A 22,013-nucleotide genomic window follows, 5' to 3' on the forward strand; every position below is an offset into this window, starting at 1 on the left:
CAGAATCGCGACTTTTCAGCGCCTTCAGGAAATCCGATTGTGAATCCTCGCCTCCCCGCTTCGCTTCTCTTCGCCAGCGTCGTCACCGCCTGGCCTGCCGCCCATGCAGCCGATGACGTGACGCTCCCCGAGATGCAAATCCAGGACAGTGCCGTGCTGGACGACGGGCAAAGCGTGGGTTATCAGGGCAAGCCGTCTTCGAGCACCACCAAGTTGGGGCTCACCAATAAACAGACACCTCAGGCGATCACCACGATCACCCGCGCGCAGATGAATGACTTCAAAATGAACGGGGTCAAGGATGCGCTGCGTTCTGCGCCATCGGTGACCGTCGAGCAAAGCGAGAGCGACCGCACGGAATTCACATCGCGCGGGTTCGACATCGGTAGTTTCGAGTACGACGGGATGGGCATGCCGTTCGCCCAGACCATCCTGATCGGGGACCTGGACATGGCCGAGTTCGAGCAGATCGACGTACTCCACGGCGCCAACGGTTTGATGAGCGGCACTGGCAACCCATCAGCCACGGTCAACTTCATCCGCAAACGTCCGACGCGTGATTTCCAGGTGCAGATCGACACCAGCGTGGGGTCGTGGGACAGCCGTCGCGTGCAGGCCGATGTGTCGGGGCCCTTGACTGAAACCGGCAACGTGCGCGGCCGCTTCATCTATGCCCACGACAAAGGCAATTCGTGGATGGACCGTTACAGCCACGAGAAGAACGTCGCTGCCGGATTGCTGGCGTTCGACCTCTCCAACGCCGACACCTTCACGGTAGGCTTCACCCAGCACAACAGTGATTCCAACGGCAGCACCTGGGGCAACTTGCCGCTGGTTGACACCAACAACAACCCGATCCACTACAGCAGCCGTTCGTCCAACGTCGGCCAGCCATGGACATACTGGAACATGCATACCCAGCGCGCCTTCGGCGAGTGGAAGCATGACTTCGGCAACGGCTGGAACGCCACGCTGACCGGCACCGGGATCACCGAGTATCAAGACACCAACATGCTGTATGTCGCGGGCGTTACCGACGACGACGCGCTGGCATTCGCGGCGCACACCACCAGCAAGGCGCATCAGCTGCTTGGTGAGGCCAAGGTCTCCGGGCCGTTCAGCCTGTTCGGTCGCGACCACGAGCTGACGTTTGGCGCCGCCTACGGCCGTACTCACCAGAAAGCCCGTGAGTACGACGCGTTCGAATCAGGCTATTTCAATACCTCGTTTGCCGGGATTCTCGCCGGGAACTCGATCTCACCGCAGTTTCCCTTCACCCGCGACAGCAACACGCAAAACTTCACCGATCGCCAGAAGAGCCTGTTTGCCGGGGCACGTTTCAGCCTCGCGGATGATCTGCACTGGATCGCCGGGGCGCGCATGCTCAGTGCTGATGGGACCGGCGACAGCTACGGCACTGACCATTCACAGCGCGAACACGGCAAAGTGACGCCCTACACCGGGCTGGTCTATGACCTGACCCCGCAGTGGAGCGTTTACACCAGCTGGACGGAAATCTTCAATCCGCAGTACGGCACGGTCGGCGTCGACGGCAAAGTGCTCGCACCGCTGGAAGGCAAAAGCCTGGAAGCCGGTGTGAAAGGCAGCGTGATGGACGATCGCCTGAACCTGACGGCTGCGGTGTTCAAGACCCACCAGAGCAATGTGGCGTCGGCGGACTACATTCAGGTGGGTTCGCAGTTCCGCTACTTCACCGAAGATTACGAGAGCCACGGGGTGGAGCTGGAGGCCTCGGGCGAAGTTTTGCCGGGGCTCGACCTGCTGGCGGGTTATACCTACGTTCATATCGAAAACGACGACGGCGACAGAGCTCGCCGTTATGTTCCGGCTCACGCCTTGCGCGGCATGGCGAGCTATCGTCTGCCCGGCCTGCCCCAGGCGCGGATCGGTACCCGCGTCAGCTGGCAGAGCGGCATTCAGAACGACACTTACAGCGTCATCCGCCAGAACGCGTACGCCCTGGTAGACCTGATGACCAGCTACGACATCGACAGCAACTGGAGCACGGCGCTGAACTTCAACAACATCACCGACCGCAAATACCTGACGTCGCTGTACACCGGCACGGCCAGCAACTACGGCGCGCCGCGCAACCTCACCGCGTCGTTGACCTGGCGGTATTGATCGCGGTTTCGGGGCCTTTATTTCCAAAGGCTCCGACAACAGCCCCCGGCGATGCCTGTGGGAAACGGAATCCATCTGACCAAATCCCTCCCGGAGGAGCCGGCTTGCTGGCGAACAGGTCGGTTCATCCAGCATCCACGTCACTGACACACCGCATTCGCCAGCAAGCCGGCTCCTACAGGTTTCGTGCAGCATCCGGGGTCCTTGCCAGCCTGCGAATCTGGCCGATGCAGGCAATCGCCGCGGCGGCAGGTAGCCAGGTAGCCAGGTAGCCAGGTAGCCAGGTAGCCAGGCACTGCCGTAGCGTGGCGCACCACCGTCATTCGGGTGCAACCCCATCTGTAGGAGCCGGCTTGCTGGCGAACCCGTCATCTAATCCAGCATCAACGTCACTGACACACCGCATTCGCCAGCAAGCCGGCTCCTACAGGTTTCGTGCAGCGTCCGGGGTCTGTGCCAGCCTGCGCATCTGGCCGATGCAGGCAAACGCCACCACCGCAGCCATGCAGACAGCCAGGCATTGCGGCAGCCAGGAACACCACCGTCATTCGGATGCAACCCCCTCCTGTAGGAGCCGGCTTGCTGGCGAAGGCGTCATTTGATCCAGCAACCACGTCACTCACACACCGCGTTCGCCAGCAAGCCGGCTCCTACAGGTTCTATGCAGCGTTCAGGATTTTGCATTGGCCGTTATGCCAGAGCGTTGAACGTGACACGGAGCTGTCCTGATGGAGGCGCGACAAAATTTTTAACGCGCTCGCTTGACTTCCCTTTTCCAATCAGTAAGATAGCGCGCATTCCGCGATAGCTCAGTTGGTAGAGCAAGTGACTGTTAATCACTGGGTCCCTGGTTCGAGTCCAGGTCGTGGAGCCAGACGAAGTAAAGAAAAAGGCCAGCGCTTAGCTGGCCTTTTTCGTTTCCGCCGTTATTCCGCCGTTAATGGATGCGCAAACGGGGCCGCAACGCCCCGCTCCCTGTCTGTATCAGGCTTTGGTATAGCGCAACCACACCGCGCCGCCTTCCTGAACTTCTGCCGAAGTCAGCTTGAGGTGCGCCGGCTGCTTCCAGGCGTTAGGTGATACTTCGAACGAGGCCGGGTGCTCGCCCCGCCCGTCGATCAACGGCAGAATCAGCACACTCACTTCATCGACCAGCCCGGCGTTGACGAAGGACCCGCTGACATGGGGCCCGCCTTCAACGATCAGACGCTTGCACCCCAATTCGCTTGACAGAATCTGCATGACCTGCGGCAGATCAATCTCGGTTTTCCCGGCAAAGACATACGACACCTCGATCGAACGCAGGTACGCCAGGTAATCATCCGAAACTGCTTCGGTCAGCACTTCCACCACGTGGGAATCGAGCGCCTGGTTTTTCTTCCAGCCCACTTTGCCCTGCGGGTCGATGGACACGGCGTAGGCCTTGGCATTGCGATCGACAAAATAATGGCTGCGCTCGATGGGCGCAGTGGCGAGCCCTTTGGGATAACCCTCGTCGTGGGCGATTTCCTGCATCGTTACGCGCCCGCAGATCCACGCATCGAAGGCAAAGGTCTGAGCAAGTTTCTCGTACAGATCACCGGCGTCTTTCTTGAACGCGCGATCCCAACCGTCGGTGAGGGCGTGGCCGTCGAGGGAGGACATCATGTGGCAAATGACATAAGGCTGCATGGCAGGCTCCGGCTTGATAAGGGGTGTAAAGCCGACCCGCACTGCACGGCAATAGTTCAGCCGATCAGCCCGATGCGGCTCAGGCGCCGGCCCTATCATTCACGGTGAGGTACACCATAAAGCCTATTGTCTTCAGCTTCAGCGGGGGTCGCGTACCATCGCGTCATCCCAGACTCGACACGGACCACCGCCATGACCCTGCACATCATCAACGCCCTCGCCCTCACCGCCGCCACGGTGTTTCTGGTCAACCGCGCGTTTGCCTTGTACGACCTGATCAACGCGGCCACGGTGTCCGAGCACCTGTGAGCCGTCAGCCGCAACTTTCACCGAAGGCGCAGCGGCTTCTAATGCCGGGCCGTCAGGCCCGGCAGCCGCTCGTTGATGTCGGCCACGAGAAGATCAGAAATTCGCTTTGAGGGCCTCCAGCCCACCTTCGTACATACCTTTGAACAATGCCTCGGCTTCCGCCTCGGTCATGCCGGTCGGGGTAAAACTGCCCGACCATTCCACCAGAGCTCCGTTGGCGCCATCTTCTGCCACAACCAGCCTGGCTACGTAATCCTTGACGGCGAACGGCCCTTTTTCGATCGTGTAACTGTAGGTGCGCGCGGCATTGTCATAGGTCTGAAGACGCTCGCTGATTTCAGCCCCATCGTCAGTGGTCAGGTGACGTACGCGGCCACCGTCCTGCGATTCGCTGTTTTTGATGAAGGGCAGCCAGAGGGGTAGCGACTGAAAGCCGCCGGTGAGCTGCCATACTTTGTCGGCCGAAACCGGGATGCGAATGGATGCAGATGCTTGAGTCATGGTGTTCTCCAGATGTTTGGGGGCAGCGGCCGAAGTGCCAACGCGCGATGGCGTGGTGGGGCCGCGCAGTGAACCGCGAGCAATCTTGTCACGGTTACTGCCGATCCGGGAGAGGTTCGCGCCGCATTTTCATGCGGCGCAAAAGTGTTACTTGGCGGTGAAGGCCGAATAGCTGTTCATCAGGTTGCGGTAGTTCGGGATGCGCTGGGACAGCAGGTTGGCCAGGCCTTCCATGTCGTTGCGCCAGTCGCCCTGCAGCTCGCACGCCACCGAGAACCAGTTCATCAATTGTGCGCCGGCTGCGGTCATGCGCGCCCACGCGGCTTTCTGCACCACGTCGTTGAACGTGCCAGACGCATCGGTGACCACGAACACGTCGAAGCCTTCTTCCAGCGCGCACAGGGTCGGGAACGCCACGCAAACGTCAGTCACGACGCCGGCGATGATGATCTGCTTGCGGCCGGTGGCCTTGATGGCTTTGACGAAGTCTTCGTTGTCCCACGCATTGATCTGGCCAGGGCGAGCAATGTACGGCGCGTCCGGGAACATCGCCTTGAGCTCTGGCACCAGCGGGCCGTTGGGGCCGGTTTCAAAGCTGGTGGTGAGGATGGTCGGCAGGTTGAAAAACTTGGCGCAGTCGGCCAGGGCCAGCACGTTGTTCTTGAACTCGTTCGGGGTGAAATCCTGCACCAGGGAAATCAGGCCTGTCTGGTGATCGACCAGCAGAACGACGGCATCATCTTTGTTCAGGCGCTTGTAGGGAACGGTCATGGTTGACTCCATTGAGTGGGTGGTGGATCGATAGGATCGCCAGCGCATCACGCTGGCGCAAAGCCCCGCCAGTCAGTGTCGACGAGGCTTTTCATGCTCTTTTCAATTGCTCTGCTGACTCGACGATCAGAACGCGAAGCAGGAGCAGCCGAACGCGCCCCAGAAGCCCTGGAAATCGCTGACCGGGACTTTCGACTGACGCGCTTTGTCGTGACTGTGGGCGTGAACGCCGCAGGGGCCGCTGCACTGGTGAACCGCCGCTGCCATGGGTGCGCCCTGGCGCCAGTGGCCGGGGACCTTCGACACCGGCGACCAGTCCGGCAGCACCGGGACGCTGGGCGGTGCCAGGTCATCGAATTCGGCAGCGCCGTAGACCACTTTGCCGTCGACGACGGTCAGCACCGATTCGATCCATTTGATCGACTCTTCCGGCACGCTGAAGAAGTCCTGGGAAAGCGCGACCACGTCTGCCAGCTGACCGACCTTGATCTGGCCTTTCTTGCCCTGCTCGGAGGAAAACCAGGCGCTGCCACGGGTGAACAGCTCCAGCGCGGTTTCCCGGGACAAGCCTTCCGGGTACAACTCAAGGCCGCCCACGGTGCGCCCGCTGACCATCCAGTACAACGAGGTCCACGGGTTATAGCTCGACACGCGCGTGGCATCGGTGCCGGCGCCCACCGGCACGCCTTCGGCCAGCATGCGTTTGATCGGTGGGGTGTGCTGGCCGGCCTTGGCGCCGTAACGCTCGACGAAATATTCGCCCTGGAACGCCATCCGGTCCTGAATCGCGATCCCGCCGCCCAGCGCCTTGACCCGCTCGATGTTCTTCGGCGTGATGGTTTCGCAGTGGTCGAAGAACCACGGAATGCCGTTGAACGGGATCTCGCGATTGACCTTCTCGAACACGTCGAGCATGCGCGAGATCGATTCGTCGTAGGTGGCGTGCAGGCGGAACGGCCAGCGGTGCTCGACCAGATGGCGCACCACCGGCTCGAGGTCCTGCTCCATGCCCGCCGGCAAGTCAGGGCGCGGTTCAAGGAAGTCCTCAAAGTCCGCTGCCGAGAAGGTCAGCATCTCGCCGGCGCCGTTGTGGCGCAGAAAGTCATCGCCCTGGTGCAGCTTGACGGTGCTGGTCCAGTGCTTGAAGTCTTCCAGCTCTTCCTTGGGCTTCTGGGTAAACAGGTTGTAGGCGATGCGCACGGTCAGCTGTTTGGCCTCGGCCAATTGCGTGATGACGGCGTAATCGTCCGGGTAATTCTGGAAGCCGCCGCCTGCGTCGATGGCGCTGGTCAGGCCCAGGCGGTTCAGCTCGCGCATGAATTGGCGCGTCGAGTTGACCTGATACTCCAGCGGCAGCTTCGGCCCCTTGGCCAGGGTCGAGTAAAGAATCATCGCGTTCGGTTTGGCCACCAGCATGCCGGTCGGATCGCCATTGCTGTCGCGGACGATCTCGCCCCCCGGTGGGTTCGGCGTGTCACGGGTATAGCCGGCCACTCGCAGCGCGGCACGGTTGAGCAAGGCGCGGTCATACAAATGCAGTACGAATACCGGGGTATCCGGCGCGGCCTGATTGAGTTCTTCAAGGGTCGGCATGCGCTTTTCGGCGAACTGGAACTCGTTCCAGCCGCCCACTACACGCACCCACTGTGGGGTCGGTGTGCGGTCGGCCTGGGCCTTGAGCATGCGCAACGCATCGGCCAGCGAAGGCACGCCTTCCCAGCGCAGCTCCAGGTTGTAGTTCAGACCTCCACGGATCAGGTGCAGGTGCGAGTCGTTGAGGCCCGGAATCACCGTGCGCTTGTGCATGTCGATGACCTGCGTGGCCGGACCGCGCTGGGCCATGATCTCGGCGTCACTGCCAACGGCGACGAATTTGCCGCCGCTGATGGCCACGGCGCTAGCCTTGGGTTTTTCCTGATCGACCGTGTGGAAATTACCGTTGAAGAGAATCAGATCGACGTTCATCGCGCCTCCTTGGGTAGAAGAATGGGCAGCCCCGACGGCAAGGCCGGTGCCAGGCATGGAAGAGAAAAGTGCAGCGGCGGCGCCGAGCAAAGAGCCTTTGGCAACGAAGCTGCGGCGGTCCGTTGAGGACGGTTGATCGGTGTGGTCATCCTTCATGCTCGGCTCCTGCCACCGGCGTTGGCCGTGCGTTCAGCCAAGGGGCGAATAGCCGCGTCGCCCGAGGCATCAGCACGTAGACCACGAGCAGGACGATGGTCACGGTGACCAGCGCGGTGCTGATCAGGTAGTTGGCCAGCAGCGGATACAGGCGGAAGACCGGGCCCCAGACCAGCGGGATCATCAGGGTCAGCGGGCAGATCACCAGAAAGGTCACGCAGGCCTGTTTCCAGCGCGGCGGCGGCGGATTTTCGCTGGGCACAAACCAGAACTCGTTGTGCGGGTTGACCTCGGTGAAGTCGCCGTCTGCCAGCATGTGCGTCGCTTCGGCGACCAGTTCGCGGCGATGCGCAGAGTCCAGCCAGCTGTGCATGGCGTCGGTGGAACAAAAACGCAGGACACAGGTGAACATGTGCAGACCGTCGGCCTTCCCACGGATCACATCGACGCCCAGATGCCCGGGGTAGCTGGCGGCCATCGCCACAATGCGCCGCAGCCAGGCCTCGTATTGCGCTTCAAGGCCGGCCTTCACGCGGTGTTTGACCACGAGCGTGACGATCTCGTCGGCGGACAGTTTCGACGTCGGGATGACGTCTGCAGTCGTGGCGTAATCAGGCATAACGAAGTGCTCCAGGCAAACCACGGTTGAGCGCCAGACGACCGGGTCCGGCGATCAGCACACTGGTGAAGATGATCAGTAATAACCAGCCGAACTGGCCTTGCTCCACGCTCCATTCGCTGTGCACCAGCACGAGTGCCACCAGCAGCAGAAAGAGAATAGGCAGGCACGCAAGACGCGCCAGTACGCCGGTCAGAATCAGCAGGGGGCACAGGACTTCGGCGAAGATGGCCATGCTCAGGGTCAGGGTCGCGCCCAGGTGGAAAGGGTCTTCGATCAATGCCAGCTGGGCGTTGAAGTTCAGCAGTTTGGGGAGGCCGTGGACGAACAGCAGGAACAGCGCGCCGGCGGATCTGAGGAATAGCAGCCCGAGGTCTTGCGCGCGGTCGTTGCAGGTTGAGTAGGTCATCACACACCGTTGATTGCAGGGGCCACGGCTTCTTTGTGGGGCAGGAAGGTGGTCGATGGGGCCAGTGTGCGGGGGGTTGGCGGGTGGGTATTGAACAGACGTGCTCTGGACCATTGGGGTGGGGTTTGAGATCAGGATCAGATCAAGATCAAGATCGAGGGCGTCGGCCTAACGGCCTCGGGTTTCGCCTTCGGCGAGTTACTTGGAAAAACACCCCAAGTAACCAAGGGTGTCTGCTCCTGGTTTGGCCTCTCCTTCGTCGGGGTTCCTTCACTCCGGTCTTGCTCCGTGGGCCCGCGCCGAACGGACATCCCTGTCCTGACGGCGCTCTCGCCGCATCCATGCGGCTCGACCCACTGCGCAAAACCTGCGCTCAGCCTGCACCCAAGTCGCGATTGGCGGTGGATGGACTGGCTGTGTACGAGGATCAAAAGCGGATCACAAGCAAAAGCGAAGGCGACGGCGGACGGCGGTTTCCCGGCGGGAGCTGGTCCCGCCAAAAGCGACGCGTGCAGTCAGTGGGACCGGCTTCAGCCGGGAAGCTCTTGACCTGCGTTTTTTGATAGTCCCCACGCTCCGCGTGGCAACGATCAACTGGCCGGGTGCAGCCCTGTAGGAGCCGGCTTGCTGGCGAACGCGATGGGTCAGGTAGAGATAGGGTGGATGACGAAATGCATTCGCCAGCAAGCCGGCTCCTACAAAAATGCGATCAATCCGCTATGCCGTACAAACGCCACCCAGCCGCCTGCGTATCCTCTACTGGTGATCTGCTTTTGATCTGCTTCTGATCTGCATACGCAGAAAGTCCAGACACCGCCAATCGCGACTTGGGTGCAGGCTGAACACAGGTCTCGCGCAGTGGGCCGAGTGGCATGGATGCCGCGAGAGCCGCCCCCCGCCATGGATGGCGGATGGCGGCGGGCCCACGGAGCGGAACCGGAGTGAAGGAACCCGACGAAGGAGGGCCAAACCGAGAGCAGGCACTTTTGGTTACTTTTGGTTGGTCCGGCTCCCGGCTTTTTAAAAGTAACTCGCCGAAGGCGAAACCCGAGGCCGTTAGGCCGAAGCCCTTGATCTTGATCTCAAGCAACAGCAGCCCACAATCACGGCATGGGCCGCGTCTCCTGCGACATAAACTCCGTAATCCGCGAACGCAACCAGCGCTCCGCAGGATCGTTATCGTGAACACCCGCCCAGACCATCGACAACTCGGCAGGCTCGATCGGGAATGGCGGATCTTCCGCACGCAGCGCGCAGCCCTCCACCAACGCGCAGGCGGCATAGTCGGGCACGGTCGCGATCATCTCGGTACCCGCCAGCAGCGCGCGCAAACCGCTGAATTGGGGAACCGCCACCACCACCCTTCTCGCCCGGCCGACTTTCGCCAGATCGAGATCGATATTGCCGCTCAGGTCGCCGGAAAACGACACCATCGTATGCGGGCGCGAACAGAACTCATCCAGCGTCAGCGGCTCCGGGCGCTTGTCGCCGCGCAGCACCTTGACGCCGATGTCGCGCAACTTCTTGCGCTTGGCATTGGCAGGCAGCTCGGTGGTGTAACTGATCCCCACCGAGATTTCGCCAGACGCCAGCAGCGCCGGCATCAACAGAAAGTTGGCGCGACGCACCACAACGATAATCCCCGGCGCCTCTTCGCGAAGACAATTGAGCAGTGGCGGGAACAGACCAAACTCGGCGTCGTCCGACAAGCCGATGCGGAACACGTCACAACTGGTCGCCGGATCGAATTCCTTGGCCCGGCTGACCGCGCCGGAAATCGTGTCCAGCGCCGGTTGCAGCTCCTTGAGAATCGCCAGCGCCCGCGCTGTCGGTTCCATCGCCCGACCGTTGCGCAAAAGCAACGGGTCGTCGAACAGATCGCGCAGACGCGCCAGGGCAGCACTGATCGCCGGCTGCCCCATGAACAGCTTCTCCGCCACCCGGGTCAGATTGCGTTCGAACATCAACGCTTCAAAGATCACCAACAGGTTCATGTCGACGCGGCGCAGGTCGTTGCGGTTCATTCAGCGATTCCGGGATGGGCGTTTTCGGGAGGCCTGACTATGCCAGACCGGCGCATGAAGACACAGCCGAAGACGGCGCGTCTTGAACATCAGTGCTGTAGATCACCTGCCCGCTTCACTCGGCGACCCCACGGCGGCGCTCAGCAGGCATGCAGGCTCTGCGGGGCAAGGCGCACGGTGCAGGCCGGACGCGCCATGGTGCGACGCCAACTGAACGGCGTGACACCCACCACGCGGGTAAAGACCCGGGTGAAATGCGACTGATCGGCGAAGCCGCAGTCCAGGCTGATCTGCGAAATGCTCAAGATAGAGTCGCCGAGCAACGCCTTGGCCTTGTCCAGACGCATCTGCAAAAACCAGTCCCGTGGGGACAACCCGGTGTTTTTCTTGAACGCCCGGGAGAAGTGACTGCGTGACAGCGAACATTCGGCGGCGATACGAGCAATGGACAGACCTTTGTCCATCTGGCTGGACATCAGGTCCTTGGCTCGGCGCTCCTGCCACGGCGACAAGGCGACCCGCTCAAGCATCGATTCAGGGTGAAGGGAGGGGGTGAATGCGGTCATTCCAGGCACTCCAGCTTTGCAGTTGGCGGTCAGTGGAGTCTGCGCAGAGCGGTTCTTAAAGTCCTTCTCCGGGTATTAAACGTTCTGAATGGTTGTACGACGACGTGCATCCCGGCGGTGCACCGGCGCACCCTTCAGAACATTTAAGGCGCCGCCAAGGACCGCCCTGCGCCCGAGGGTTAGCGTGTGCGCTCCTAAGAGTCGGTTCGCTGCGAGGGACGGCACGTGACCACCCGATATGTCGCTGGAATTCTGATGCCTGACGGGACGACGGCCCGTGCCGCAAGCGATTTGATGCGCGACCACCAGCCCGATCTGTTGTTGAACGCCGCGTGCCGAACATTCGTCTTTGCCAGTTTGCTGGGCCACAGCCGGGCATTACGCTTCGACCCGGAGCTGCTGTTCATCGCCGCACTGTTTTTGCGCATCGGCATCACCCGTCTTTACGCGGAGTCACAGCAGCGCTTCGAAGTCGACAGCGCTGACGCCGCCGCTCAGTTCCTGCGCGGGCACGGTCGCACTTGGGAGGACATTGGCCAGGTGTGGGACGCCATCGCGCTGCACACCACGCCCGGCATTGCGCAGCACAAAGCACCGCTGACCGCCCTGCTCTGCGCGGCTGTCGAGACAGACCTGACCGGCGCGCACTGCGAATGCTTCAGCCCGACCGCCCAGGCCCACGTACTGGCGGCCTACCCGCGCGAAGCGGGTTTCAAATTCAAGTTTCTGCACGCCATGGCGCTGGGCCAGGTCCATCGTCCCCAGTCCACCGTCGGCACTGCCAATGCCGACGTCCTGGCCTTCTACACCCATCGCCTGAATGCCGGCGGGTTCTGCGAACGGTTATTGGCCTCGACATGGCCGTATTAAGCCGCCCGGATCGCCCGCGAACGCGCGTTACCCGACGATGGGCAACGTGAGCACGAAGGTCGCTCCGCCGAAGCGCGCCGGCATCGCGTAGAGGTGGCCGCCATGGGCGATGACGATGGATTGACAGATCGCCAGCCCCATGCCCATGCCTTTGTCTTTGGTGGTGAAAAAGGCGTCGAACAACTTGTCCCGGTATTGCGGGTCGATGCCGCGTCCGGTGTCTTCGACGCTGACCACCACATAGTCGTCGCCCACCACTTCACTGGTGATCGACAGGCGCCGCAGGACGTGATCGCCCGCGCTCATGGCGTCCAGCGCGTTGAGGATCAGGTTCAACAGCACCTGCTGCAACTGCACGCTGGAAGCACAGACCCGCGCGGGCGAGCAGGTCAGGTGTGTCGTCATCAGTACGCGCTGCTGTTCCACCTCCACTCCGGTCAGCGCGACCACGTGTCGTATCACGTCGTTGACCCGCAGCCGTCGGCGGTGATGCGGCCCTTGCCGGGCCAGGCTTTGCAGGGCGTGGACGATTTCCCCGGCACGTTTGCCTTCGGTAACGATGTCGCGCAGCGCGGACAGCGCTTCTTCCACTTGCGGGGTTTCGCGATTGAGCCAGCGGATGCCGGCCGCAGCGTTGGACACCAGGGACGCCAGTGGCTGATTGATTTCGTGGGCGATCGACGCCGCCAGCTCTCCCATGACCGTGGCCTGGGCAACGTGGGCCAGCCGGGTGCGGGCACTGCGCAATGCGTTTTCGACGTCCCGCCGTCGCGCGTTTTCCTGCTCCAGCTGATGGTGCAGGCGCGCGGTTTCGAGGGAGATCGCCGCCTGGCTGGCGAGCAGTTCCAGCACCTCGGCACGACACACTGTGAACACCCCCGGGGCGAGGTTGTTTTCCAGGTAGAGCACGCCAAGCACCCTGCCCTGTCTGACCAACGGCACGCACAGCGCCGAGCGCACCGGGTGCTGGCGCACGTATTCATCGGTGGCGAAGTAAGCGTCGGCCATGACATCGTCCAGCACCAGACGCTGACGCGTGCGCATCACTCGGTAGAGGATCGACAACGGCAGGTGGTGCTTGTCGGGGACCGTGTCCACCAGCTCGATGCGCAGGCCTTCGTCCCCGCCCTGGCCAGCCGCGCAGATGATCGGTGCCTCGTCCTTGACCAGCAGCAGCAATGCCCGTTGCGCGCCGGCGTGGAGGATGGTGTTGCTCAGCAGCGCCTCGATCAAACGGTCCTGCTCGTGTTCATCACGCAGCGCGTGGGCCGATTTCATCAGCGACGACAGGTCCAGCGCGTCGCGCCCTCCCGCCAGACTGGTCACTCCGAGGACCGAGGGCGCTGACGTTGGCCCGTTGGAAGGCGCCGCGCCTGACGAGCGCCAGGCCGTAGCAGCCGAACCCTGCCAGGGCGTGGTCGTGTCCGCAGCGTACCGCGCCGGCGTCAGGTCGTATTGCCCGTGCAGCGGCAGGTCGGGGATGTCGCCCAACTGCTGCCACTGCCGCAGCATCTCCGACAGATCCCGCTGAAGACCGGCCGCGCTCTGGTAGCGGTCATCGGGGTTTTTGGCGATCAGGCGGTGCACAAGGTCGGCAAGTGGCTCAGGGATGTCCCCGCGATGCTGAGTCAATGGCGGCGGTATGCGGGCCACGTGGCAATACACCCACTCGACGGCATCCTTGGCAGAGAACGGCAGCCGGCCGGCCAGCCACTCGTAAAAGGTCATGCCCAATGCGTACAAATCACTGCGCTGGTCAGCCTGGCGCTGGACCCGCCGCGCTTGCTCGGGCGCCATGTAGGCGAGCGAGCTGAAGATCGGGTCGGACGCCGGCAATGCCGACGCAGAATGCACATCGACGCTCAGGCCGAAGCCGCTCAGGTGGATCCCACCGTTCGGGTCTTCGATGAGGTTGTCAGGCCTGATGTCGCGGTGCAGCAGGCCGGCCTCGTGAACACCGGCCAAAGCGGCCGTCGCAGCCATCGCTCGCTGAATAAAGCGTTCGATGGGCAGCGGCTCGCCAGGCGGATTATCTGGCCAGACAGGCAAGCCGATCACTCATCTTCAACAGCTCGATCACGTTGGGCGCGTTCATTTTGGTCAAGACGTGCTTTTTGTGGACCTTGGCCGTCACTTCGCTGGTGCCCAGCTCAACGGCAATCTGCTTGTTCATTTTGCCGGTAATGAGCAGCGCCATGACTTCGCGTTCGCGCGGCGTGAGGCTTTCATAGCGCGCCTTGACGCAGGCCGTCAGGCAGCGCTCGCTCATGCTGGAGGCATCGCTGATCAGCGCTTCGCGCACCAGCTCCAGCAGTTGCTCCGGCTCGAAGGGTTTGGTGAGGAATTCCCGGGCCCCGGCCTTGATGGCACGCACCGACATGGCGATGGTGCCGTAGCCGGTCATGAAGATGATCGGGAACGTGTGGCCGCGCGACAGCAAAGCCTGCTGCAGATCGAAGCCGGTGCCATGGGCCAGGTTGACGTCCAGCAAGAGACAGGTAGGCACTGGTGCCAGCGGGCCGGCGAGGAAGGCCTGAGCGCTGTCAAACACCTCGCAGGCGATGTCAGCGGAGTGCAACAGACGCTGCAGCGAGGTACGTATGGCGGCGTCATCGTCCACCACATAAACTTTGGGGGTCACGCTCATGAAGGGTTCCGTCGCATCACCGGCCAACGGCCAGGGCTCTTTGATGCCGCGCATGATACCCGTCCGGCCCCATCGGCACAGCCCTGACGCTTTGCAACGTGCTCAGGGCGGATGGCGGGTCGCAGTCTTGCAAGCGCGGCGCGCCGGCATCGGTCCGTACGGTTTGCTCGGCGTCAATGGCCAACAGGCAGGCGCGGTTGGCCGAGAGCATGCGGTAGAAGCGGAAGGGCCCCTGGGCCGTGACCATCAGCAACGATTGGGTGGCCAGGCGGACGATGCAGTTCATGATGCGCGCACGCGGCAGACGGGTTCGCTGCAAGGCGTCGCATGCGCGTTCAAGGGTAAAGCGCCCTTCCAGCTCGGCCAGCTGGCGCAGAACTGTACGCTCTTCACGCCCCAGTAAGCGCAGGCTCCAGGCCAGTGAAGCCTGCAGCGTCTGCTGACGCGGCGGTGCCGTGCGCAACGAAGCCGACAGCAGATGCAAGCTGCCGTCCAGGCTCGCCACCAGCTGATACAGCCCCAGCGCGCAGGCCCGGGCCGCCGCCATCTCCAGCGCCAGCGGCATGCCGTCGAGGCGGCGACAAATCTCCCCCACCAGTTCGACGCTGTAATCATCCAGCTCGGCGTTGCCGCCGGCGGCGCGATGACTGTCCAACGCCCGCCACTGACGCAGAAACAGCTGTGCGGCATCACTGTGCAGGATCATTTCCCGAGATGCATTGCGCTCCGGGACCTCCAGCGGCGGCACCTGCAGGCTGCGCTCGCCGGCGATGCGCAACGGCTCGCGACTGGTGGCCAGGGCGCGCACGGCGGGCGCACCCCGTAGAATCACTTCAAGCAGGCCGGCAGTGCTTTCCACCAAGTGTTCGCAGTTGTCCAGAATGATCAGGCCCGGGCGTTGCTGCAGATGGCGGATCAGGCCTTGCAGGTCTGCTTCGCCGTGACTGCAATCCATGCCGACAGCGCTGGAAAATGCCTCCAGCAACAGCTCGTCGCGTTGCAGCTGGGCCAGCGGCACGAAGTACACGGGAGTGGTTCCGGCGTCGATCAGCGTCTGGCCGAATTCGGCGGCAAGGGCGGTTTTGCCGACGCCGCCGGGACCGATCAGCGTGACCAGCACGCAGCCATTGTCCAATGTGCCGCTCACCTCATCGAGCAAGGCCTGGCGTCCGAGCAAGGCGATACGCGCAGGCAAACGATGATGACAACTGACCCCCTGCAGCACGCTTGGGCCGGGGCTTTCGGTGTCGGCGCTGTCGCCACCCAGCAGCACGTAGCCGCGGCCAGGCACAGTACGGATTCGCTCGCGATCACTGCCCAATGCCTTGCGCAGGGCCGAGATGTGCACCTGCAGATTGTTCTCTTCAACCACGGTGTCCGGCCAGACACTCTGAAGGATCAGCTCCTTGCTCACTAACTGACCTTGATGGCGCAACAGCACATCGAGAATGTCAAAAGCGCGCGTACCGATGCGCATCGCTACGCCGTCTTTGAACACGTCTCTGTGCTCGCGGGAAATCATCGTCTGACCGAGACTTATCATTTCATGCAGTCCTTGGAAGTGGAGTCGCAGACCCTGATTCGCGACGTGTCATCCGGGCGGGCTTACCTCCCGAGACACGCAGCGCAGCTATCCATTTTTAACAAGCGCCCATCTAATCAGTTAAAAGCAATTGCCGATATTACCTGTAGGGATAGTTACCCCCGAGTGAGGGGGTCAGGCTCGCCGCCCTGAAGCTGTGCATCGTCGTGCCTCACCTGACTCCCATCGCCGGGCTGTTTTGCCCGGAGTATAGAGCCCGCGCTGGCCGTAAACAGCCGCCACAGCGTTGCGCCCAACGCAAAAGCGTTTTGCGCCCAGCGCCTATTCTTCCCGCCGCGGCTGCGCTCTATCGTCGACACATGACGGATGACCCGACCGGTCTCCACCCTGCCATCGACGGGAGCCACTGCATATGAACACCTCCACACTTTCCACAACGCCTGGCGCAGCACAATCCCCGGCGCCTGCCCTGACACGCGCAATGGTGCTGCTGTTTGCCTTCTGCTGCGGGGCCATCGTCGCCAACATTTATTACGCCCAGCCGATTGTCGAGCTGATTGCCCCGGACCTCGGCCTTTCTGCCCAAAGCGCCAGTCTGATTGTTTCGCTGACGCAAATCGGCTACGCACTGGGCCTGCTGTTTCTGGTGCCGCTGGCGGACCTGGTCGAAAACCGTCGGCTGATGATTGCAACGGCCATCGTCGCCACGGCCAGCCTGGCCGGCGCTGCAACGATGGAGCACGCCAATGGTTTTTTGCTGGTGTCGTTGCTGCTGGGGTTCAGCTCGGTGTCCGTGCAAATGCTCATCCCGCTGGCCGCGCACCTTGCACCCGAAGCCTCGCGCGGCAAGGTGGTTGGCAACATCATGAGCGGGCTGCTGCTCGGCATTCTGCTGGCGCGGCCAGTGTCCAGCGTGGTGGCTGACCATTTCGGCTGGCGTGCGGTGTTCATGCTGGCTGCTCTAGTGATGCTCGCTATCGTGGCGCTGCTGGCGATGACCATCCCGCAGCGCAAGCCGCAGCATCAAGCGACTTACAGGCAACTGCTGAAATCCCTCGTCACGCTGATGGCCCACCATGCCGTGTTGCGTCAGCGCGCCCTGTATCAAGGGCTGTTATTCGCCGCGTTCAGCCTGTTCTGGACCACCGTGCCGGTTGAACTGGCTCGGCATCATGGCCTGTCGCAAACGCAAATCGCGGTATTCGCGCTGGTCGGCGCGATCGGCGCCATTGCGGCACCCATCGCCGGTCGGCTGGCCGATGCCGGCTTCACCCGCCGCGCCTCGCTGCTGTCCATGGTCCTGGCCCCGTTTGCCCTGGTGCTTGGTTTGACAGCCCCCGGCTACAGCGTGATCGGCCTGGCCATCACCGGCGTCCTGCTGGACTTCGCCGTGCAGATGAACATGGTGCTCGGCCAGCGCGCCGTATACGCCCTCGACCCCGCAAGTCGTGGCCGCCTCAACGCGCTGTACATGACCAGCATTTTCGTCGGCGGGGCCATTGGCTCGGCGGTGGCCAGCAGCGTGTTCGAGGTGTACGGCTGGCCGGGTGTCGTGCTGGTCGGGAGTGCGCTGCCGCTGCTCGCGCTGGGGATGTTTGTGCTCTACGGGCAAAGGGCTGCGCATCACGGCTGAGGGTCACGGCACAGGCGCAAATGAAAACGCCCTGGCAATTAGACCGGGGCGTTTTTATTGCGAGCTCTGAATTGAGTTCTTCTAAAGTGACCGGTGCCAGCCGCTGCGCGCCAATGGCAAAGACAGCAGCCGCTTTCCGGTTGCATTGGACAACGCATTGCCCAGTGCAGCGGCCATCGGCCCCTGCACGATCTCGGCAGCCCCAAGAAACGGCTGGCCGGGCTGGTCCAGGACATGCACCTCAACATCGAGGGGCAACGCCGGGAATCGCAAAATCGGATAGCCACTCCAGTCATAGCTGCGCACGCCGGCAGGGTCATAGTCGACCTGCTCGTACAGCGTCCAGCTGGCCGACTGAATGATCCCGCCTTCCACCTGATTGCGCAGCCCGTCCGGACTGACCACCTGACCGACATCGACCGCCGTGACAACCCGGTCGATGACCACCTCGCCGGTTTGGCGCTGCACGTGCACCTGCACTGCGATGGCGCAATAGCCCATGATGTTTTTGTAACGGGCGAAGGCAAAGCCGATACCGCTGCCCGGGCCGCCTGCCCTGGCTGGCCATCCGAACGCCTTGGCGACCTGCTCGATGACCGAACGTGCACGGGGATCGCTGATATTGCGCAGGCGAAACTCGACCGGGTCAATCCCGGCTTGCGCGGCCAGTTCATCCATGGCGGACTCAATGCCGAAGACGTTGACGTGGGCACCCAGCGAGCGCATCGCAGAGGTGCGGAACGGCATCTGCGTCACAAAGGTCATGTTGATGCGGCTATTGGCAACGTCATAGAGCGGTATCACGTTGCGGTCACCGTCGCCCTCTGGCTGGGCGATGGGTATGGACGGCGCCGGGGCAACAGGCTGCGCCAACAGCCACGCTGGCAGCAGACGCCCGGCATTGACGATTCGTTCGTTGTGCGGCGTGGTCCACAGCTCGGTGTTCCAGCGGCCAAGGTGCCCTGCGGCGTCTGCCGTGACATCCAGTTCGACGCGCATCGCCGAGCTGTAAGGCTCCCAAAGGTGTTCCTGCTCACGCATCCACTGCACACGAACCGGTTTGCCCGGCACCGCCATGGCGATCAATGCCGCATCGGCAGCGGCATCATCCGCGCCGTTGTGGCCGTAGCAGCCGGAGCCTTCAACATGCACGCAGCGGACTTTCTCCAGCGGCAGGCCAAGCAATTCGGCGATGCCGGCCCGCAGCGGGTAGACCCCCTGCGTGTGAGTCCAGACGGTCAGCGTGCCCTCGTTGAACCAGGCCACCGAGCACGACGGCCCGATGGAGCCGTGCATCAGGTATTGCTTGGTCAGCGTGGCCTTCCAGCTGTGCGCGGAGCTGTCAGCCGGGCCCGGCGACGATGCGACGGTGTTGCGGATCGGGTATCGCTTGGCCGGCAGTTGAGTGAGCAACTGGTGAATGTTGGCAGCATCAGGCAGCGGATCGCCTTGAGACCAGCGCGCCAGCTCATACCCGCTGCGCATCGCCTTGATCGCCTGCCATTCATCTTCGGCGACGACAGCAAGGTAGCTGCCGTTGCGTACCAGTGTGACGTGGCCGGGCATGTTCTCGATGGCGGCCTGATCGATGCCTTCGAGCTGACAGCCACGCCGCGGAGGGCGAATCACCCGGGCGTGAAGCATGCCGGGCAGGCGCATGTCCTGGACGTAGCTGGCACCGCCGCTGACCTTGGCGGGGATGTCGATACGCGGCAACGACTGGCCGATCCGGGTGAAGCGCTCCGGCGCCATGATCGGTGACTGCGCACTCGCATAACGGTGCAGCTCAACGCCCGCCAATGCCTGCGCATAGGTCATCGACTTGCCGTCGGGGCACTGAATGACCGCATCCTGTGTGCCAAGCTGCTCGACCGGTGTGCGCCACTGGCGCGCGGCTGACTCAAGCAGCAGTTGCCGCACCTGTGCGGCGGCATTGAACAACGCCGTGCCGCTGTCGAACATCGTGTGGCTGCCGGCGGTGTAGCCTTCGTTGGGCGTGAGCGCCGTGTCGGCCGTCATAAAGACGATCAGATGCGGCTCGACCTCAAGGCGCTCGGCGGCGACTTGCAACAGCGCTGTCTTGACCCCGGTGCCCAGCTCGACCTTGCCGGTATAAACGGTAATGACGTTCTGCTCGTCGATACGAATCCAGGCGTCGAGAAACGGATTGGTGCGCAGGCTCCCGGGCAGATCCGGCGCCAGTACCTGGGTGCCCAGAGTATCGACCTCGGTGTCGGCGAATGCGCGCCCTGCTCCCGGCACCATCGCAAAGCCCACCACCAGTGCGCCGTTGATGAGAAACGCCCGCCGCCCCTGATCAATACCCGCATCCCTGCGCTTCATCCCTTCACCCCGGTGGCCAGCGCAGCCTTGATCGCGGCGAATATCCGCAAATGCGTGCCGCAGCGGCACAGGTTAGGCGCCATGTGCGTGCGTATCTGCTCGTCCGTGGGCGCGGCGACGGTGTCGATCAGCGCCTGGGCCCGCATGATCATGCCCGCGATGCAGTAACCGCACTGCGCGGCCTGGTTATCGATGAATGCCTGCTGCAAGACGCCGGGTTTGTCGGCACTGCCCAGGCCTTCCACGGTCTTGACCGCCCGGCCCGCGACGGCGCCCGAGGGCAACACACAGGAAAACACTGGTTTGCCTTCCACGATCACCGTGCACGCGCCGCACTGGCCGAGGCCGCAGCCGTACTTGGCACCGTTGAGTTGCAGGTGGTTGCGCAACGCATACAGCAGCGGCATGTCGGGATCTATGTCCAGCGAGTGATCCGTGCCATTGACGTTCAGGGTGATCATTTCGACTGGCCCTCATGGCGAAGCGTGTGGACTGTTTCAAGCAGATCGGGCCAAGGCGTGGCGGCGCAGGCCTGGCTGCGCAAATAGCCAGCCAGTGCGGCGATGTGGGCATCGTCGAGGCTGTCAGCGAATGGCGGCATGTAATGGCTGGGTGCCCGGGCTGACATCGGGATGCCCTCCAGAATGGTTTTGATCAGGTTGCGCGGATCGCTGGCTGTGGCCGCCGACACCACGCTGAGGCCGGGGCGGCCGTCGATCGTGCGCATGGGCGCACCGCCGCCATGGCAGCCCGCGCAAGCACCGGCAAAAAGCGCCTCACCCTGAGCAAACGCCGGGGCGGCTGAGGTGCTCGCAGCGCCGGGTGTCTCGGTGCCGGTTGTTGCAGCGCTCGGCGCAGGGATAGCTGCAGTGCGTGTCGCAGCGCAGTCAGGAGCGGGGGTTGGCGTGTCGCCGTCCAGGCTGAGGATGTACTCGGCGATGGCCTGGACATCGGTTTCGGGCAACTGCGCCAGGCTGAGGCTGACCGGCAGCATGGGCCCGGCCGCCGCGCCGTGATGCCCGGCCACGCCGGCGCGCAGGTAGGTGACCAGTTGCTCGGTGCTCCAGGGGTTGTTGCGCCGGGCCATGCCGGTCAGGGCCGGGGCGTTCCAGCCGTCCACTTGGCCGCCGCTCAGGTGCTCGCTGTTTTTCTCCCCACCGATGAAATTGAGCGGCGTGTGGCAGGACGAACAATGCCCCGCCCCTTCGACCAGATAGCGTCCGCGATTCCATTGCGGCGAGCGATCCGGCAGATCAGCCAAACGATCATCCCGCAGAAACAACAGGTTCCAGAATGACACCAGCGGACGGAAGTTCATCGGGAACATCATGTGGTTGTCGGGCGCCCGGGCCGGCACCGGGTCGACGCTCATGAGGTAGGCGTACACATCGCTGATGTCGGCATCGGACATCCGGCTGTAGTGCACGTAGGGAAACGCCGGATAGAGAAAATGCCCGTCACGGGAAACACCGTGGCGCATGGCGCGGGCAAACGCCTCGGGCGGCCAGTTGCCGATGCCCGTGTCGCGGTCGGGGGTTATGTTGGTTGTGTAAAGCGTACCGAACGGCGTCACCAGCGGCAGCCCGCCCGCCATGTAGGCGCCTCCGGGGCGGGTGTGACAGACCGCACAGTCGCCCTGCTCCGCCACCCGCGCGCCACGCCGAACACTCGCGTCATCCATCGTCGGCGCCTGAGCCAGCGGGTCGATCGAAGGACGCCACATCATGGCTGCGCAGAAGGTCAGTCCGGCGACGACGATCAAAGATGCTGCCCGGTAGAGCGTCACGCGCTTCATGTCATCCCCTGTTCCGGCCCGATGAGCGATCCCTGCTCAGCCTAGC

Annotated in this window: 17 protein-coding genes and 1 tRNA gene; 4 read left to right on the forward strand and 14 right to left on the reverse strand. The window is 62.9% G+C overall.

All coding sequences use genetic code 11. The features are described 5' to 3' along the window. Positions 1 to 132 precede the first annotated feature (132 nt). Complete coding sequence (locus QRN48_RS12575) at positions 133 to 2,145, forward strand: TonB-dependent siderophore receptor (RefSeq protein ID WP_285351032.1); 2,013 nt, start codon at positions 133 to 135, stop codon at positions 2,143 to 2,145. 798 nt (positions 2,146 to 2,943) lie between these two features. After that, positions 2,944 to 3,019, forward strand: a tRNA-Asn gene (locus QRN48_RS12580). 110 nt (positions 3,020 to 3,129) lie between these two features. Here QRN48_RS12580 and QRN48_RS12585 read toward each other — a convergent pair. From QRN48_RS12585 to QRN48_RS12620, 8 genes are all read right to left on the reverse strand, one after another. Next, complete coding sequence (locus tag QRN48_RS12585; RefSeq protein ID WP_285350906.1) at positions 3,130 to 3,816, reverse strand: RibD family protein; 687 nt, start codon at positions 3,814 to 3,816, stop codon at positions 3,130 to 3,132. A gap of 402 nt (positions 3,817 to 4,218) precedes the next feature. Beyond that, entirely contained in the window at positions 4,219 to 4,626 is a 408-nt protein-coding gene (locus QRN48_RS12590; protein ID WP_285350908.1) for an SRPBCC family protein, read from the reverse strand. A 147-nt stretch (positions 4,627 to 4,773) separates the two neighbouring features. Continuing rightward, on the reverse strand, positions 4,774 to 5,397 hold the full coding sequence (ycaC, locus tag QRN48_RS12595; protein ID WP_037010340.1) for an isochorismate family cysteine hydrolase YcaC: 624 nt from the start codon (positions 5,395 to 5,397) through the stop codon (positions 4,774 to 4,776). 126 nt (positions 5,398 to 5,523) lie between these two features. Continuing rightward, entirely contained in the window at positions 5,524 to 7,362 is a 1,839-nt protein-coding gene (locus QRN48_RS12600) for an amidohydrolase (protein WP_191943645.1), read from the reverse strand. Positions 7,363 to 7,507: 145 nt separating this feature from the next. Next, positions 7,508 to 8,137 (reverse strand): antibiotic biosynthesis monooxygenase, encoded by a 630-nt coding sequence (locus tag QRN48_RS12605; protein WP_191943309.1) that lies wholly within the window; start codon positions 8,135 to 8,137, stop codon positions 7,508 to 7,510. Continuing rightward, positions 8,130 to 8,546: a DoxX family protein gene (locus QRN48_RS12610; RefSeq protein ID WP_037010341.1), complete on the reverse strand. Its 417-nt coding sequence runs from the start codon at positions 8,544 to 8,546 to the stop codon at positions 8,130 to 8,132. The genes QRN48_RS12605 and QRN48_RS12610 overlap by 8 nt, the downstream gene beginning before the upstream one ends. A 1,103-nt stretch (positions 8,547 to 9,649) precedes the next feature. Next, positions 9,650 to 10,570 (reverse strand): LysR family transcriptional regulator, encoded by a 921-nt coding sequence (locus QRN48_RS12615; protein WP_037010345.1) that lies wholly within the window; start codon positions 10,568 to 10,570, stop codon positions 9,650 to 9,652. 140 nt (positions 10,571 to 10,710) lie between these two features. Continuing rightward, the gene (locus QRN48_RS12620) at positions 10,711 to 11,136 is read right to left on the reverse strand and encodes a helix-turn-helix domain-containing protein (protein WP_191943312.1); all 426 of its coding nucleotides are present in this window, start codon (positions 11,134 to 11,136) and stop codon (positions 10,711 to 10,713) included. Between the two features lie 255 nt (positions 11,137 to 11,391). Between QRN48_RS12620 and QRN48_RS12625 the strand changes: the two genes are divergently transcribed. Then, positions 11,392 to 12,006, forward strand: coding sequence for a phosphohydrolase (locus QRN48_RS12625; RefSeq protein ID WP_191943313.1), 615 nt, complete (start codon positions 11,392 to 11,394; stop codon positions 12,004 to 12,006). A gap of 27 nt (positions 12,007 to 12,033) precedes the next feature. On the opposite strand, the gene QRN48_RS12630 is transcribed toward QRN48_RS12625, so the two are convergent. The 3 genes from QRN48_RS12630 to QRN48_RS12640 are packed head-to-tail and all read right to left on the reverse strand — an operon-like array spanning position 12,034 to position 16,196. After that, a complete protein-coding gene (locus QRN48_RS12630; RefSeq protein WP_285350912.1) occupies positions 12,034 to 14,055 on the reverse strand; it encodes an ATP-binding protein in 2,022 nt (673 codons plus the stop codon). Continuing rightward, a complete protein-coding gene (locus tag QRN48_RS12635; protein WP_285350914.1) occupies positions 14,036 to 14,653 on the reverse strand; it encodes a response regulator transcription factor in 618 nt (205 codons plus the stop codon). Before QRN48_RS12635 ends, QRN48_RS12630 begins: the two co-directional genes overlap by 20 nt. A gap of 16 nt (positions 14,654 to 14,669) precedes the next feature. After that, a complete protein-coding gene (locus tag QRN48_RS12640; protein ID WP_285350915.1) occupies positions 14,670 to 16,196 on the reverse strand; it encodes an ATP-binding protein in 1,527 nt (508 codons plus the stop codon). A gap of 412 nt (positions 16,197 to 16,608) precedes the next feature. Between QRN48_RS12640 and QRN48_RS12645 the strand changes: the two genes are divergently transcribed. Continuing rightward, entirely contained in the window at positions 16,609 to 17,829 is a 1,221-nt protein-coding gene (locus QRN48_RS12645; RefSeq protein WP_285350917.1) for an MFS transporter, read from the forward strand. An 81-nt stretch (positions 17,830 to 17,910) separates the two neighbouring features. Here QRN48_RS12645 and QRN48_RS12650 read toward each other — a convergent pair whose 3' ends face one another. The 3 genes from QRN48_RS12650 to QRN48_RS12660 are packed head-to-tail and all read right to left on the reverse strand — an operon-like array spanning position 17,911 to position 21,967. Beyond that, a complete protein-coding gene (locus QRN48_RS12650; protein WP_191943317.1) occupies positions 17,911 to 20,172 on the reverse strand; it encodes a xanthine dehydrogenase family protein molybdopterin-binding subunit in 2,262 nt (753 codons plus the stop codon). Next, positions 20,169 to 20,633 (reverse strand): (2Fe-2S)-binding protein, encoded by a 465-nt coding sequence (locus QRN48_RS12655; protein WP_191943318.1) that lies wholly within the window; start codon positions 20,631 to 20,633, stop codon positions 20,169 to 20,171. Before QRN48_RS12655 ends, QRN48_RS12650 begins: the two co-directional genes overlap by 4 nt. Beyond that, entirely contained in the window at positions 20,630 to 21,967 is a 1,338-nt protein-coding gene (locus QRN48_RS12660) for a c-type cytochrome (protein WP_285350920.1), read from the reverse strand. The genes QRN48_RS12655 and QRN48_RS12660 overlap by 4 nt, the downstream gene beginning before the upstream one ends. Positions 21,968 to 22,013 lie beyond the last annotated feature (46 nt).

Origin of the sequence: Pseudomonas sp. ME-P-057 (assembly GCF_030208975.1) — a bacterium.
Classification (GTDB): domain Bacteria; phylum Pseudomonadota; class Gammaproteobacteria; order Pseudomonadales; family Pseudomonadaceae; genus Aquipseudomonas; species Aquipseudomonas lutea.

What these genes read in the sequence shown, in the direction of transcription:
- QRN48_RS12575 (WP_285351032.1), top strand. Translation starts at nt 133, where the DNA reads ATGCAAATCCAGGACAGTGCCGTGCTGGACGACGGGCAAAGCGTGGGT.
- QRN48_RS12585 (WP_285350906.1), bottom strand. Translation starts at nt 3,816, where the DNA reads ATGCAGCCTTATGTCATTTGCCACATGATGTCCTCCCTCGACGGCCAC.
- QRN48_RS12590 (WP_285350908.1), bottom strand. Translation starts at nt 4,626, where the DNA reads ATGACTCAAGCATCTGCATCCATTCGCATCCCGGTTTCGGCCGACAAA.
- ycaC (WP_037010340.1), bottom strand. Translation starts at nt 5,397, where the DNA reads ATGACCGTTCCCTACAAGCGCCTGAACAAAGATGATGCCGTCGTTCTG.
- QRN48_RS12600 (WP_191943645.1), bottom strand. Translation starts at nt 7,362, where the DNA reads ATGAACGTCGATCTGATTCTCTTCAACGGTAATTTCCACACGGTCGAT.
- QRN48_RS12605 (WP_191943309.1), bottom strand. Translation starts at nt 8,137, where the DNA reads ATGCCTGATTACGCCACGACTGCAGACGTCATCCCGACGTCGAAACTG.
- QRN48_RS12610 (WP_037010341.1), bottom strand. Translation starts at nt 8,546, where the DNA reads ATGACCTACTCAACCTGCAACGACCGCGCGCAAGACCTCGGGCTGCTA.
- QRN48_RS12615 (WP_037010345.1), bottom strand. Translation starts at nt 10,570, where the DNA reads ATGAACCGCAACGACCTGCGCCGCGTCGACATGAACCTGTTGGTGATC.
- QRN48_RS12620 (WP_191943312.1), bottom strand. Translation starts at nt 11,136, where the DNA reads ATGACCGCATTCACCCCCTCCCTTCACCCTGAATCGATGCTTGAGCGG.
- QRN48_RS12625 (WP_191943313.1), top strand. Translation starts at nt 11,392, where the DNA reads ATGCCTGACGGGACGACGGCCCGTGCCGCAAGCGATTTGATGCGCGAC.
- QRN48_RS12635 (WP_285350914.1), bottom strand. Translation starts at nt 14,653, where the DNA reads ATGAGCGTGACCCCCAAAGTTTATGTGGTGGACGATGACGCCGCCATA.
- QRN48_RS12640 (WP_285350915.1), bottom strand. Translation starts at nt 16,196, where the DNA reads ATGATAAGTCTCGGTCAGACGATGATTTCCCGCGAGCACAGAGACGTG.
- QRN48_RS12645 (WP_285350917.1), top strand. Translation starts at nt 16,609, where the DNA reads ATGAACACCTCCACACTTTCCACAACGCCTGGCGCAGCACAATCCCCG.
- QRN48_RS12650 (WP_191943317.1), bottom strand. Translation starts at nt 20,172, where the DNA reads ATGAAGCGCAGGGATGCGGGTATTGATCAGGGGCGGCGGGCGTTTCTC.
- QRN48_RS12655 (WP_191943318.1), bottom strand. Translation starts at nt 20,633, where the DNA reads ATGATCACCCTGAACGTCAATGGCACGGATCACTCGCTGGACATAGAT.
- QRN48_RS12660 (WP_285350920.1), bottom strand. Translation starts at nt 21,967, where the DNA reads ATGAAGCGCGTGACGCTCTACCGGGCAGCATCTTTGATCGTCGTCGCC.